This is a genomic window from Micromonospora sp. H33 (assembly GCF_052068455.1).
In the GTDB taxonomy this organism is placed as follows: Bacteria; Actinomycetota; Actinomycetes; order Mycobacteriales; family Micromonosporaceae; genus Micromonospora.
This window is the reverse complement of record NZ_JBQHDE010000002.1, coordinates 200,626-213,927: the sequence shown is the minus strand read 5'-3', so window position 1 is coordinate 213,927 and position 13,302 is coordinate 200,626. Positions and strand designations below refer to the sequence as shown.

The 13,302-nt window shown below is 74.4% G+C and carries 12 protein-coding genes and 1 riboswitch; of the genes, 9 read left to right on the top strand and 3 right to left on the bottom strand.

Annotated features, from left to right (window positions below; translation table 11 throughout):
• Positions 1–29: 29 nt before the first annotated feature.
• The 4 genes from ACTMS0_RS06560 to ACTMS0_RS06545 all read left to right on the top strand — a co-directional run bounded on the left by ACTMS0_RS06560 (position 30) and on the right by ACTMS0_RS06545 (position 3,752).
• Positions 30–269 carry an acyl carrier protein gene (locus tag ACTMS0_RS06560; protein WP_007072348.1) on the top strand — a complete coding sequence of 80 codons (240 nt, stop codon included), beginning with the start codon at positions 30–32 and terminating at the stop codon, positions 267–269.
• A gap of 2 nt (positions 270–271) precedes the next feature.
• Positions 272–1,498, top strand: coding sequence for a beta-ketoacyl-ACP synthase II (gene fabF, locus ACTMS0_RS06555; protein ID WP_441154198.1), 1,227 nt, complete (start codon positions 272–274; stop codon positions 1,496–1,498).
• Between the two features lie 22 nt (positions 1,499–1,520).
• Positions 1,521–2,945 (top strand): acyl-CoA carboxylase subunit beta, encoded by a 1,425-nt coding sequence (locus ACTMS0_RS06550; RefSeq protein ID WP_441154197.1) that lies wholly within the window; start codon positions 1,521–1,523, stop codon positions 2,943–2,945.
• Between the two features lie 123 nt (positions 2,946–3,068).
• Positions 3,069–3,752 (top strand): lipoprotein, encoded by a 684-nt coding sequence (locus ACTMS0_RS06545; protein WP_441154196.1) that lies wholly within the window; start codon positions 3,069–3,071, stop codon positions 3,750–3,752.
• Between the two features lie 135 nt (positions 3,753–3,887).
• On the opposite strand, the gene ACTMS0_RS06540 is transcribed toward ACTMS0_RS06545, so the two are convergent.
• Together ACTMS0_RS06540 and ACTMS0_RS06535 are read right to left on the bottom strand one after the other, a co-directional pair.
• Positions 3,888–5,621: a glycoside hydrolase family 3 protein gene (locus tag ACTMS0_RS06540; protein WP_441154195.1), complete on the bottom strand. Its 1,734-nt coding sequence runs from the start codon at positions 5,619–5,621 to the stop codon at positions 3,888–3,890.
• A gap of 98 nt (positions 5,622–5,719) precedes the next feature.
• The gene (locus ACTMS0_RS06535) at positions 5,720–6,211 is read right to left on the bottom strand and encodes a DUF3145 domain-containing protein (RefSeq protein ID WP_111133972.1); all 492 of its coding nucleotides are present in this window, start codon (positions 6,209–6,211) and stop codon (positions 5,720–5,722) included.
• Between the two features lie 322 nt (positions 6,212–6,533).
• Between ACTMS0_RS06535 and ACTMS0_RS06530 the strand changes: the two genes are divergently transcribed.
• The gene (locus ACTMS0_RS06530; protein ID WP_441154194.1) at positions 6,534–6,863 is read left to right on the top strand and encodes a hypothetical protein; all 330 of its coding nucleotides are present in this window, start codon (positions 6,534–6,536) and stop codon (positions 6,861–6,863) included.
• A gap of 122 nt (positions 6,864–6,985) precedes the next feature.
• Here the strand turns inward: ACTMS0_RS06530 and ACTMS0_RS06525 are convergent, their stop codons facing one another.
• The gene (locus tag ACTMS0_RS06525) at positions 6,986–7,612 is read right to left on the bottom strand and encodes a carbonic anhydrase (RefSeq protein ID WP_441154193.1); all 627 of its coding nucleotides are present in this window, start codon (positions 7,610–7,612) and stop codon (positions 6,986–6,988) included.
• A 149-nt stretch (positions 7,613–7,761) separates the two neighbouring features.
• Between ACTMS0_RS06525 and ACTMS0_RS06520 the strand changes: the two genes are divergently transcribed.
• The 4 genes from ACTMS0_RS06520 (at position 7,762) to ACTMS0_RS06505 (ending at position 13,285) form a co-directional block, all read left to right on the top strand.
• A complete protein-coding gene (locus ACTMS0_RS06520) occupies positions 7,762–8,688 on the top strand; it encodes an alpha/beta fold hydrolase (RefSeq protein ID WP_441154192.1) in 927 nt (308 codons plus the stop codon).
• A 125-nt stretch (positions 8,689–8,813) separates the two neighbouring features.
• Positions 8,814–10,931, top strand: coding sequence for a HelD family protein (locus ACTMS0_RS06515; protein ID WP_441154191.1), 2,118 nt, complete (start codon positions 8,814–8,816; stop codon positions 10,929–10,931).
• Positions 10,932–11,018: 87 nt separating this feature from the next.
• On the top strand, positions 11,019–11,936 hold the full coding sequence (locus ACTMS0_RS06510; RefSeq protein ID WP_441154190.1) for a cation diffusion facilitator family transporter: 918 nt from the start codon (positions 11,019–11,021) through the stop codon (positions 11,934–11,936).
• A gap of 152 nt (positions 11,937–12,088) precedes the next feature.
• A riboswitch (cyclic di-AMP (ydaO/yuaA leader) is annotated at positions 12,089–12,221 on the top strand.
• A gap of 8 nt (positions 12,222–12,229) precedes the next feature.
• Positions 12,230–13,285, top strand: a complete 1,056-nt coding sequence (locus ACTMS0_RS06505; protein ID WP_441154189.1) for a coiled-coil domain-containing protein — start codon at positions 12,230–12,232, stop codon at positions 13,283–13,285.
• Positions 13,286–13,302 lie beyond the last annotated feature (17 nt).

Below are 13,302 nucleotides of genomic sequence, written 5' to 3'. Positions count from 1 at the left end.
GCAACCCCCGATGAGAGGAACCAACCGCAATGACCCGTGACGAGATCACCGCCGGCCTCGCCGAGATCCTCGAAGAGGTTGCCGGGGTGAACCCGGACGACGTGGCCGAGGGGAAGTCCTTCACCGACGACCTGGACGTCGACTCGCTGTCGATGGTGGAGGTCGTGGTGGCCGCCGAGGAGAAGTTCGGCGTCAAGATCCCGGACAACGAGGTGCAGAACCTGAAGACCGTCGGGGACGCCGTCAGCTACATCGAGGCGCAGTCCTGACCATGGCACACACCGACGTCGTCGTCACCGGGCTCGGCGCGACCACCCCGCTGGGCGGGGACGTCGCGTCGACCTGGGACGCCATGCTCAGCGGCCGCTCCGGGGTGAGTGCCCTCACCCAGGAGTGGGCCGAGCAGCTGCCGGTCCGGATCGCCGCCCAGCTCGCGGTCGATCCGGCCGGCCTGCTGGACCGGGTGAAGCTGCGCCGGCTGGACCGTTCCGAGGCGATCGCGATCATCGCCGCGCAGCAGGCCTGGGCGGACGCCGGCCTGGCCGACTCCGGGCCCGACCCGGAACGGCTCGGCGTGAGCGTCGGCTCGGGCATCGGCGGCGCGCTGACCCTGCTCGCCCAGGACGACGTCCTCGAGGCGTCCGGTCCGCGGCGGGTCTCCCCGCACACCATCCCGATGCTGATGCCGAACGGCCCGGCCGCGTGGGTCGGCCTGGAGCTGGGCGCCCGCGCGGGCGTGCACTCCGTGGCCAGCGCCTGCGCCACCGGCGCGGAGGCGATCGCCCTCGGCATGGACATGATCCGTGCCGGTCGCGCCGACGTGGTGGTGGCCGGCGGCACCGAGGCGGTCATCCACCCGCTGCCGATCGCCGGCTTCTCCTCGATGCGGGCGATGTCGACCCGCAACGACGACCCGGAGCGGGCCTCCCGCCCGTGGGACAAGGGCCGCGACGGCTTCGTGCTCGGCGAGGGCGCCGCCGTCCTCGTGCTGGAGCGCGCCGAGCACGCCGCCGCCCGGGGCGCCCGGGTGTACGCGCGGCTCGCCGGCGCCGGCATCACCTCCGACGGCTACGACATCGTCCAGCCGCACCCCGACGGGGCCGGCGCGATCCGGGCCATCGCGAAGGCGATCGCCGACGCGGACATCGCCAAGCGCGACATCGTGCACGTCAACGCCCACGCCACGTCGACCCCGGTCGGCGACCTGGCCGAGATCAAGGCACTGCACCAGGCGCTGGGTGACCACCCGGTGCTGACCGCGACGAAGTCGATGTCCGGGCACCTGCTCGGCGCGGCCGGCGCGCTGGAGTCGATCGCCACGATCCTGGCGATCCGCGACGGCGTCGTGCCGCCGACGATCAACCTGGACGACCCGGACGACGGTCTCGACCTGGACGTGGCCGCCAACAAGGCGCGCCACATGGAGATTCCCGCCGCACTGAACAACTCGTTCGGCTTCGGCGGGCACAACGTGGCTCTCGTCTTCACGCGGGCCTGAGACCACAGCCTTGGAGGCTCAAGTGACCACCACTGTTGTCGGCTCGGAGACGTCCACCGTGGACTACCGGGATCCGGAGCTGCGGCTCCGGGCCCTGTTCGACGCGGGCACGCTGCGCCTGCTGGCACCCCGGGACACCTCCGGTGTGCTCTGGGCGCGGGGCGAGGTCGAGGGCACACCCGCCATCGCGTACGCCACCGACGCCACGAAGATGGGCGGCGCGATGGGCACCGACGGGTGCCGGCACATCGTCGACGCGATCGACACCGCCGTCCGGGAGCGGGTGCCGGTGCTCGGGCTCTGGCACTCCGGCGGTGCCCGGCTGGCCGAGGGCGTGGTCGCGCTCGACGCGGTCGGCCAGGTCTTCGCCGCCATGGTCCGGGCCTCCGGCCGGGTGCCGCAGATCTCCGTGGTGCTCGGTCCGGCCGCCGGTGGCGCCGCGTACGGGCCGGCGCTGACCGACATCGTGGTGATGAGCGGCGCCGGGCGGATCTTCGTCACCGGCCCGGAGGTGGTCCGCAGCGTCACCGGCGAGCAGGTCGACATGGAGCGCCTCGGCGGCCCCGAGCCGCACGGCCGGCGCTCCGGCGTCGTGCACGTGACGTGCAAGGACGACGAGGAGGCGCTGGCCGAGTCGCGCAAGCTCGCCGCGCTGCTGGGCCACCAGGGCCGGCTCTCGCCGGACGACGTGCCCGCCTCCGGCGAGGACGGCCACGACCTGGCCGCGAAGATGCCGGCCGAGACCAATCGGGCGTACGACGTCAAGCCCGTCGTGAAGGCACTGCTCGACGCCCCGGGCGTGGAGCTGCACGCCAAGTGGGCGCCGAACATCGTCACCACGCTCGGCCGGTTCGCCGGCCGGACGGTCGGCGTGATCGCCAACAACCCGCTGCGCCTGGGCGGCTGCCTCGACGCGTCCAGCGCCGAGAAGGCGGCCCGGTTCGTGCGGATGTGCGACTCGCTCGGCGTGCCGCTGATCGTGCTGGTCGACGTGCCCGGCTACCTGCCCGGCCTGGGCCAGGAGTGGGACGGCGTGGTCCGGCGTGGCGCGAAGCTGCTGCACGCCTTCGCCGAGGCCGTGGTGCCGCGGGTGACGTTGGTGACCCGCAAGGCGTACGGCGGTGCGTACATCGCGATGAACTCCCGTTCCCTGGGCGCGACCGCGGTCTTCGCCTGGCCGAACGCGGAGGTCGCGGTGATGGGCGCCAGCGCCGCGGTGAACATCCTGCACCGCAAGAAGCTGGCCGCCGCCCCCGTCGAGGAGCGCGAGACGCTGCGCGCGCAGCTGATTGAGGAGCAGATCCGCGTCGCCGGCGGCGTGAACCGGGCGCTGGAGATTGGCGTGGTCGACGACGTCATCAAGCCGGCCGAGACCCGGCGCCGCATCGCCGAGGCGCTCGCCGCCGCCCCGGCCGCCCGCGGCGCCCACGGCAACATCCCGCTGTAGACGGGTCTGCGCGAAAGGGGGCTCCCGGGTCGTACCCGGGGGCCCCTTCCCCATTGTCCTTGACGGCCCGCTCCCCGCCCGGTTTGCTGTACCGGCTGAAGATCGACAACGGGGAGCGCCATCGTGCCACGTCGTACCACCGCGGCCCTGCTGGCCGCGCTGACCCTCACCCTGGCCGCCGGCTGCGGCCGCGACGATGACCCGGCCGCCGCCGGTTCGCCGACCCCGGCGGCGACCGGCGAGCCGTGGTACGACGAGATCACCGCCGCCGAGGCGGACGGCGAGGTCGGCGCCGCCGGTACGCCATGCCCGCTGCCGGTCACGTTCCCGCTCGCCAAGGGCTGGCGGCCCAAGGTCATCGAGTTGCCCGAGGCCACCCCGACCGGCGGTCCGGAGGCCGAGCTGGGCGCGGAGCTGGCGGCAGCACTCGGCAGGCGCGGCGGCGCCACCATGCGCTGCGAGGTGGACGGCCGCCGCCGGGGCGGGGGTTTCCTGCGGGTGTGGACCGCCGACCAGGCCGGCGTCGCGCCCCGCGCCGCGCTGGACGCCTACCTCGCCGACACTTCGGTCGAGACGGCCGTCGACCCGAAGTTCCGCGACGTCACCGCCGGCGGCTTCGCCGGGGTCGAGGCGACCTGGCTGAGCCGCAGCGAGCTGCTCGACGAGGAGAGTCGCGGCTGGGCGGTGGCCGTCCAGGCGGACGGGCGGACCCTGCTGTTCACCACCAACGAGAGCCTGATCGCCGAGCCGACCGACGTGCTGCCGGCGTACCGTCTCGCCGTCGGCGGCCTCGCGAAGGCCGGCTGACGGCACTCGACCTCCAGCGGCTGGAGGTTGGCGGCTGGCCGGCGTGGACGACCGCCGTGCCGGCGGCGGAGTGGCTGGTGGCCGCCCTGCGCACGGCCCGCTGAGGGGGTGCTGACCGCAGCCGGGGAGCGGCGGTCAGGTGGCACAGGTGGTGGCGGGCAGGCCGGGCACCGGCACCGGGGAGCGGCCGGTGGGCCGGGCCTTGCCGGCCAGCACCCGGGCGAGGGCGGTCATCGACGCCCGGCTCGACGAGTACGTCGCCAGCAGCGCCGGTGAGGTGGCCTTCGCCAGCACGTACGGGGTGTCCATGGCGACCGTCACGGCGGCGTCGGCGCGCAGGTCGTCGGTGCCGTCGCCGTACCCGACCAGGTGGACGACCGTGCCGCCATTCGGGACCACGCGCATCCCGGCCGAGGTCAGCGCCTCGGTCAACGCGGCCCGGGTGTGGTCCCGGCCGGCGGAGGAGGTCACCGTCACCGGCCCGCGCACCGGCGTGCCGCACGGTCCGCGCAGCACGGTCACCGCGGCGGCGGCCAGCTTCCCGGCCGCGTCTCGGTGGGCCGGCGCGGCGAGCGTGGACAGGTCGGGGGTGGCCCGGCCCGCGAGGGTGAACTTCATGGTCAGCACCCGGGTCGCCGCCTCGACCAGCCGGGCGCGGGGCAGCGAGCCGTCCCGCAGGGCGGCGAGCAGCCCGGCGTACGCCTGCCCGACGTTCGGCGGCATGAGGATGAGGTCGTTGCCGGCCTTCAGGGCGCGGACCGCGGCCTCCCCCGGCGACCAGCGCTTCGCCGGTGCCATGTTCATCCCGTCGGTGACCACCACCCCGCGGAAGCCGAGCTGGCCCCGGAGCACCCCGGTGAGCAGCTTGTGCGAGAACGTCGCCGGGGTGCCCGGGTCGACCGCCCGCACGTCGAGGTGACCGGACATCACCGCGAGGGCGCCCGCGTCGACGCCGGCCCGGAACGGCACCCACGCACCGGCCTCCAGCGCCGTGCGCGGCTGTTCCAGCACCGGCAGGTCATTGTGGGAGTCGGTGGCGCTGTGGCCGTGGCCCGGGAAGTGCTTGACGGTGGCCGCGACCCCCGCAGCCTGGAGGCCCCGGACGGCGCCGGCGACCTGTGTCCCCGCCGCCTTCGGGTCGGCGCCGTACGAGCGGGAGCCGATGACGGTGCTGCGGGTGGCGAGGACGTCGGCGACCGGGGCGAAGTCGACGTTTATGCCCATCGCGGCGAGTTCGGTGCCGGCGGCCCGCCACGCGGCCTCGGTCAGCTCCGGCCGGCCCGCCGCGCCGGCGGCGAGCGCGCTGGGCAGCAGCGTGACGCCGTCGGTGATCCGGGTGACCACCCCGTGCTCCTGGTCGGTGCCGATGAGGAACGGCGCCGAGCCGGCGGGCAGTCGGCCGGCGGCCTCCCGCAGCCCGGTGGTCAGCGCGCGGACCTGCTTCGGGTTGTCGACGTTGGTGGTCTCCTGGTTGCCCTTGGTGGGGTCGTCGGCGCTGAAGCCGACCAGGATCAGCCCGCCGAGGCGGTACTTCTCGATCATTTCGGCGGGGGTGTCGACGCCGGCGAGGGCCCGGTTGCCGGCGGCCGACCCGGGCGAGACGTGGGCCGCCGCGTCGCCGTAGGCGTACGGCATGAGCACCTGGCCGACGAGGTTCTCGTCGGCCAGCGAGCCGGCCAGGGCGGCGGCGCGGCTGGCCGGGTCGCCGGCCGGGACCGGAACGGCGGTCGACGGTGCCGCCGACGGGCTGCTCGCCGCCGGTGCCGGGGGCGCGGCCTCCCGGGTGCTGGCGCAGCCGGACACGAGCAGTGCGGTCAGTGCGGCGAGCGCGACGCCGCCGCGGCGCGGAGTTGTCGACACGCGAGCCATCCCACCAGTTCGACGCTAATCGGGGCAACCCGACCCTACGCGCGCCGACCGGGCGACCACGGTTCCGTGACGGCCCGGTGACCGGATCCGCGCGGGGATCAGCCCACGCGGGTGAGCAGGGTCACCGGGGCGCCGTCACCGGCGTAGCGGTACGGCTCGAGTTCGGCGTCCCAGGCGGTGCCGAGCGCCTTGTCGAGCGCGTGCGCGAGGGCCTCCGGCGCCCGGGCGCCCGCCATGATGCTGCGCAGCCGGTCCTCGCCGAGCTGGATGTCGCCGGCCGCGCCGACGGTGGCCCGGAACAGGCCCCGGCCCGGCACGTACATGAAACGCTCCCCGTCGGCGCCGGGACTCGGCTCCTCGGTGACCTCGAAACGGATCATGGGCCACTGCCGGAGGGCAGCAGCCAGCTCGGCGCCCGTCCCCGGACGACCGGTCCACCCGCACTCCGCCCGGCGGGCGCCGGGGTCGACGGGCTGAGCCGTCCACTGCAGGTTGACCGGCGCGGCGAGGACGCGCGCGATCGCCCACTCGACGTGCGAGCACACGGCGAGCGGGGTCGAGTGGACGTATACGACGCCACGCGTTGGCACGGTGACCTCCCGGAGAGCGAGGTGCGTCTTCCCCTACGACCTCGGCCAGCCGGGTGGCTTCTGGAACACATGATGACTCGTGTGACGGATGGTGCGCCAGGGAATCGGAAAATTCGCCGCCGTTTCGCCGGTGGAATAGCCGGTCGGGTGACCGTGGTTGACCCCCTCGACGCGGTGACCAGCCAGGCATCGTGGTCGTGTACAGTTCCATCGGCGGCCTGTGCCGCGAACATCTTCCGCGGGTCCACCCACCGGGTGAAGCCCGCACCCAGCCCCCGGACGTCAACCGCGTCCTCCCGTACGTCTTGCAAGGAGTACCTCCGTGGCGAGCAACACCTCTAAGACCGCGCGCGCGTCAGTCCGGGCCGGCCAGGCTGGCCAGGGTGGCGCCCTCAGCGTGCTGGGCGAGTTCAAGTACGTGATCCCGCTGAACGGCGGCAAGCACGCCTACGTGCGGAACCTGACCAACGGCAAGACCGTGCACCTGCGCACCGACTCCGAGGCCTTCGTCGAGGAGATCCGGGTGCTGGCCGCCGCCGGTCACGCCGCCAAGATCCGCGCCGAGCTGACCGCGCTCAACGCCGCCCACCCGGGTGACGGCTGGGACGCCACCGAGAAGCGCCTCGTCGAGGCCGGCGTCTTCGAGGGCTGAGCCCCTCCACGCACCATCGGAACCGCCCGTCGGGACACGTCCCGGCGGGCGGTTCCGCGTCTGTGCCGCCCGGCGGGAGACGGCCCCTTCCTCTACCGCAGGCGTCGACGAGGGGCCCGTTCCTACCCCTCGAGCAGGGTGACGGTGCCGGTGGCCAGGTCGTAGAGGGCGCCGACCACGCCGACGCGGCCGGCGGCGACCGGCGCGGCGAGCAGGTCGTCGGCGCGCAGCGCGGCCACCGTCCGCAGCACGTGCCGCCGGGTCGCGAGCGGGCCGACCCGCGGGTCGGCCAGGCCGACCTCGGTGACCGCGGGCGCGATCTGGTCGACCAGGTGCGTGAGCGACCCACCGGGCCGCTCACCGGCGCGCAGCGCGTCCACCGCCGCGGCGACCGCGCCGCACCGCTCGTGGCCGAGCACCATGACCAGCGGTACGCCGAGCTGCCCGACCACGAACTCGATCGAGCCGAGCACGGCCCGGTCCAGCACGTGCCCGCCGGTCCGGATCACGCAGATCGAGCCGAAGGTCTGGTCGAAGATCGCCTCCAGCGGCACCCGTGAGTCGATGCAGCCGAGCACGACGGCGTACGGCTGCTGGTCACCGGACGCGGCCGCGGCGGCGGCGGTGACGTCGTGGCCGTGGATCGGCTGCCCGCTCACGAACCGTCGGTTGCCGGCCAGCAGCTCGGCCAGCGCGGCGCGTGGCGTGCCCCCGGCGGGGCGACCGGGTTCGTCCGGCGCTGGTGCCATGTCCGTCAGCCTGACCGGTCCGCGGCGGTCCGCGGGCGGGGTTGCGAATCTTCTCACCGGCGCGGTTGGCGTGGTGTCATGACGGGTAGCCGGTGTTACCACCGGGTATCCCCGGTGTGACGGTTTGGTGCGGCCCCGGGGAGGTGGCGATGCCGGAGGTACGCGAGGTACAGCTGCCCGACGACGTCCGCCTGCACGTGGAGATCGACGGCCCGGCCGACGCCGAGGTGACGGCGGTGCTGCTGCACGGCTGGACGCTGGACGGGCGCGCCTGGCACCGGCAACTCGCGGACCTGCGGGAACGCTTCGGCGGCGCGGTGCGCGTGGTGACCTACGACGCCCGGGGGCACGGCCGCTCCAGCTGCATGGCGCTGCCGACCGCCACCCTGGCTCAGCTCGGCGACGACCTCGCCGCGGTGCTCGACGCGGTGGTCCCGGCCGGGCGGGTCGTGCTGGCCGGTCACTCGATGGGCGGCATGACGATCATGGAGTACGCGCACCGCCACCCCACGCACTTCGCCGCCCGCGTCGCCGGGCTGCTCTTCGTCTCCACCACCGCCGAGGGGCACACGCACACCGTCTACGGTCTCTCGCCCCGTATCGCCCGGTTGATCCGACTCGCCGAGACCACCGGGGCCGGCGTCCTGGCCCGGTGCGGGTCCTGGCGTCCGCCGCGGGCGCTGCTGCGCGCCCTGCGGCCCAGCATCCGCTGGATGCTCTTCGGGGACCACTGCGACCCGAGCGACATCCGCCTGGTCACCTCCGCCGTCGCCCGCGCGTCGTTGCGCTCGATCGGCGGTTTCCGGGCGTCGATCGGGGCGCAGCGCCGACTGGAGACCCTCGCCGCGCTGGCCCGCCTGCCGGCCGCCGCGCTGGTCGGGGACCGGGACCGGTTGACCCCTCCGCCGTGCGCCGAGTCGATCGCGGCCGCGCTGCCGGCGACCGAGCTGACCGTGTGCCCGGGCGCGGGGCACATGCTGATGATGGAGCGCCCCGACGAGGTGAACGCCGCCCTGGCCGGAGTGCTGCGCCGGGTGCTCGAGCGCCCGGCCGCGTCGGCGGAGCTCGTCGGATAGGTCCTGGCGCGTCCGCACACCTCCGGCGCGGGGCGTGGCGCCGGGGCCGTACCCTCGTGCGGTTGGCCGGCGTACGGCCGCGCGTACCGCGCCACCCTCGCCGCCGACGTCAGGAGGAGCGAGCGTTGACCGACCAGACCGCGCTGGAGCAGGAGATCGCCGTCGAGCAACGGCACCTCGACCGGGTGTACGCGCGCCTGGCCGAGCTGCGCCGGTCGGCGGTCCGCGCGGAGAAGGAGGGCTACCGGCTGGCCCGGGTCGGCAACTTCGGTGCCCTGGTGGAGCGGGACGCGATGGTGTTCCACGCGGCGCAGCGCCGGCACCTGTTCGACGCCGAGCACGAGGGGCTGGTCTTCGGCCGGCTCGACCTGCGCGACCGGCAGGTGCTGCACGTCGGCCGGCTCGGCATCCGCGACGAGAACGCCGCCACCCTGGTGGTGGACTGGCGCGCCCCGGCCGCCGCCCCCTTCTACCGGGCCACCCCGGCGCAGCCGCTCGACGTCGTCCGCCGACGCATGATCCAGTCCAGCGGGGAACGGGTCACCCGCATCGAGGACGACCTGCTCGACCCGGCCGCCGCTCCGCCGGACATGACGGTGGTGGGCGACGGCGCCCTGCTGGCCACCCTGTCGAAGGCGACCGGGCGGGGCATGCGGGACATCGTCGCCACCATCCAGCGGGAGCAGGACGAGGCGATCCGCTCCCCCGGTTCGGGCGTCACGATCGTCTCGGGCGGTCCGGGGACCGGCAAGACGGCGGTCGCCCTGCACCGCGCCGCGTACCTGCTCTACGCCGACCGCAGCCGGTACGCCGGCGGCGGCATCCTGGTGGTCGGGCCGTCGGCGGTCTTCGTCGAGTACATCGCCTCGGTGCTGCCCTCGCTGGGCGAGGACACCGCCACGCTGGCCTCGCTCGGCGCTCTCTTCCCCGGGATGCGTGCGACCCGCACCGACCCGCCGGAGGTGGCGGCGGTGAAGGGCTCGCTGCGGATGCGGCGGGTGCTGGAGCGGGCCGCCCGCGACGCGGTGCCGGGCGGCCCCGGCGAGCTGCGGCTGCTCTACCGGGGTGAGCTGCTGCGGATCGACCGCCGCGAACTGGACGCGATCCGGGACCGGGCGCTGCCGCGCGGCGCGCGGCGCAACGAGGTCCGCCGGGCCGGCTTCGACGGCGTGTTCGCCGCGCTCTGGGCGCAGGCCCGGCGGCTGGGCATCCCGCGCCTGCCGGAGCAGCGCGCGTTCGAGGCCGAGATCGCCGAGCGGCCGGAGTTCCGCGAGTTCCTCAAGGCGTGGTGGCCCCGGCTGCACCCGCGCCACGTGCTCGGCTGGCTGGCCCGCCCCGACCGGCTGCGGCGGTACGCGGGCGGGGTGCTCTCCGGCCGGGAGATCCGCCTGCTCACCGAGGCGTACCGGACCCTGGACTCCCAGGGGCTGACCATCGCCGACATCGCCCTGCTGGACGAGCTGGACGCCCTACTCGGCAAGCCGATGAAGCCGGCACGGCCGAAGCGGGACCCGTTCCAGCTCGCGGGCGGGGTGCGCGAGCTGACCACGTTCGCCGACCGGCAGCGCGCCGCCCGGGAGGCGGCCCGTGAGCGCCCCGAGGACTACCGCGAGTACGCCCATGTCGTGGTCGACGAGTCGCAGGACGTCTCGCCGATGCAGTGGCGCATGATCGGCCGGCGCGGGCGGCTCGCGTCGTGGACGGTGGTCGGCGACCCGGCGCAGACGGCGTGGACCGGCGACCCGGACGAGCTGGTCCGGGCCCGTGACCAGGCCCTCGGCCGCCGCCGCCGGCACCACTTCACGCTCACCACCAACTACCGCAACTCGGCGGAGATCTTCGCGGTGGCGGCAGCGGAGATCCGGCGGCTCGACCCCGACCTGCCGCTGCCGACCGCCGTCCGTTCCACCGGCGTCGACCCGGTGGAGCTGGTCGTGCCGCCGGCCGAGCTGGAGACCTCGGTGGTGGAGGCGGCCAGTGCCTTGGTCGCCGAGGTCGAGGGGACGGTCGGCGTGATCACGCCGGTGCCGCGTCGGGACGAGGTCGCCGGGTGGCTGGGCGGGCTCGGCGCTCCGCGCCTGCAGGTGGTGACCAGCCTGGAGGCCAAGGGCATGGAGTACGACGGCGTCGTGCTGGTCGCTCCGGGCGAGATCCGGGCCGACCCCGGGTCGGGTGTACGGACCCTGTACGTGGCGCTGTCCCGGGCCACGCAGCGGCTCACCACGGTCGACCCGATCGGCTGAGAGTCGGGCGCCCGACCCTCAGTTGCATACATAGCGATGTGAGCATAGATTGGACGCGGGTCCGGACGGGTGACGGAAGGTGTCCGCGTGGGCGCAGGTCATGACCACCACCACGGGTCGGTCGCGAACGCGGCGCAGCGGCACCGGGGACGCCTCTGGGCGGCCTTCGCCCTGCTCGCCACCCTGATGGTGGTGGAGGCCGTGGCGGCGTTCCGCACCGGCTCGCTGGCCCTGCTCAGCGACGCCGGGCACATGTTCACCGACGTGCTCGGCATCGGCATGGCCCTCGCCGCGCTCACCGCCACCCGCCGGAGAAGCGGCGACCCTCAGCGGACCTTCGGCCTCTACCGGCTGGAGGTGCTGGCCGCGCTCGCCAACGCCGTGCTGCTCTCCGGCGTCGCGATCTACGTGGTGGTGGAAGCCGTCCGGCGCTTCGGCGACCCGCCGGAGGTGCGGACCGGTCCGATGCTCGCGGTGGCCGTCCTCGGCCTGCTCGCCAACCTGGGCGCCTTCGCCCTGCTGCGGTCCGGGGCCCGGGAGAGCATCAACGTGCAGGGCGCCTACCTGGAGGTGTTGGGCGACCTGCTCGGGTCGCTCGGCGTGATCGGGGCCGCCCTGCTCATCGCGGCCACCGACTGGTGGTGGGCCGACCCGCTGGTCGCGGTCGCCATCGGCGTGTTCATCCTGCCGCGCACCTGGCGGCTCGGGCGGGCCGCGCTGCGCATCCTCGTCCAGGCCGCCCCGGAACACCTCCAGGTCACCGCCGTGCACGACCGGCTGGTCGCCGTCCCGGGTGTCGCCGAGGTGCACGACCTGCACGTCTGGACGCTCACCTCGGGGATGGAGGTGGCCTCCGCGCACCTCACCATGGCGCCCGGCGCCGAGGTCGGCGCGGTCCTCGCCGCCGCACGGACCGCCCTGCGGGATGAGTTCCGCATCGAGCACGCGACGTTGCAGATCGAGCCCGGTGCGGCTCCGGGGGTCTGCGGGTCGGTTGAGTGGTAACCAACACGTGCGTGATTAGAGCGACTATTATCCCTTTTTGTCGGATTGGGCCGTGATCACGCCGACACCGTCTGTCACTTCCGCTGCATCTGTCACACCGGCACCGGTAGGCTCTGTTCCGGCCTCCGCCAGGCGGCACGCACCGGTGCCGGCGGCGGCCGCCGCCTAATCGCCCGACAGGGCGAGCCGGGGAACCAGGTACCTGGGGTGCATCCGCGTCGAGCGGTAGGGATCTTCCGTCCCGAACCCGTCAGCTAACCCGGTCGGCGGCTGACGGAAGGACATGTGGATAGATGCCAGAAGTGGTATCCGTACGACGACCTGCCGCCCGAGTGGCGGCCCTGCTCATCGTGGCGCTCACCCTCGGTCTCGGCGCCGCGCCGGTCGCCCCCGCGGCGGCCGCTCCCCCGGCCCGCCAGGCCGCCGCACCCGGGTCGGACCCGGAGGGCGGCACCCCCGCCCTGCGGGCCCAGCTCGAGGCGGCCAGCAAGGGCTTCCTGGACGCCAAGCGAGCCCTGGACACCTCGGTCAAGCGCCAGCAGCAGCTCGCCGCGCAGCTCAAGACCACCGAGGCCCAGCTCGCCGAGCGCACCTCCCGGGTCGGCCAGATCGCCGGCCTCGCGTACCGCACGGGCCGGCTCGGAGCCGCGTCGGCCCTGCTCAACAGCACCTCGCCGGAGGGCTTCATGGACCGGGCCGCCGCCCTGGACGCGGTGGCGGCCAACGAGGACCTGGCCCTGAAGGAGCTGCTGGAAACCCGTGACCAGGTCACCAAGGCCAAGCTCGCGGTGGAGGTGGAGATCACCGAGCAGCGCAAGCAGCAGGCCGTGATGGCCAAGCGCAAGCAGCAGGCCGAGAAGGCGCTGACCGTGGCCAACTCCCGCGCCGACGCCCCCGCCAGCCGGAGCGCGTCCCGGACCGCCGCCGCCGCCCCGCGCAACTCGGACGGCTCCTGGCCGCGGGAGTCGTGCAGCGTCAACGACCCGACGCCCGCGGACGGCTGCATCACCCCGCGGACGCTCCACGCGCTCAACCAGGCCAAGGCGGCCGGCTTCACCCGGTACGTCTCCTGCTACCGCTCCGGCGGGTCGGGTGAGCACCCGAAGGGCCGGGCCTGCGACTTCGCCGCCCAGCCCAACGGCTTCGGCGGGGACGCGACCGGCGGCGACCGGACGTACGGCAACAACCTGTCGGCGTTCTTCGTCAAGAACGCCGATCGGCTCGCCGTGCTCTACGTGATCTGGTACCGGCAGATCTGGCTGCCCAGCAGCGGGTGGAAGTCGTACAGCGGGGCGAACGGCGACCCGTCCAGCGACCACACCAACCACGTGCACCTGTCGGTGTACTGACGACGTTCGGGTCGGGG

Excerpts from the sequence above, each read along its gene's own strand:
- ACTMS0_RS06560 (WP_007072348.1), top strand. The coding sequence starts at position 30 with ATGACCCGTGACGAGATCACCGCCGGCCTCGCCGAGATCCTCGAAGAG.
- fabF (WP_441154198.1), top strand. The coding sequence starts at position 272 with ATGGCACACACCGACGTCGTCGTCACCGGGCTCGGCGCGACCACCCCG.
- ACTMS0_RS06540 (WP_441154195.1), bottom strand. The coding sequence starts at position 5,621 with ATGGCTCGCGTGTCGACAACTCCGCGCCGCGGCGGCGTCGCGCTCGCC.
- ACTMS0_RS06525 (WP_441154193.1), bottom strand. The coding sequence starts at position 7,612 with ATGGCACCAGCGCCGGACGAACCCGGTCGCCCCGCCGGGGGCACGCCA.
- ACTMS0_RS06520 (WP_441154192.1), top strand. The coding sequence starts at position 7,762 with ATGCCGGAGGTACGCGAGGTACAGCTGCCCGACGACGTCCGCCTGCAC.
- ACTMS0_RS06505 (WP_441154189.1), top strand. The coding sequence starts at position 12,230 with ATGCCAGAAGTGGTATCCGTACGACGACCTGCCGCCCGAGTGGCGGCC.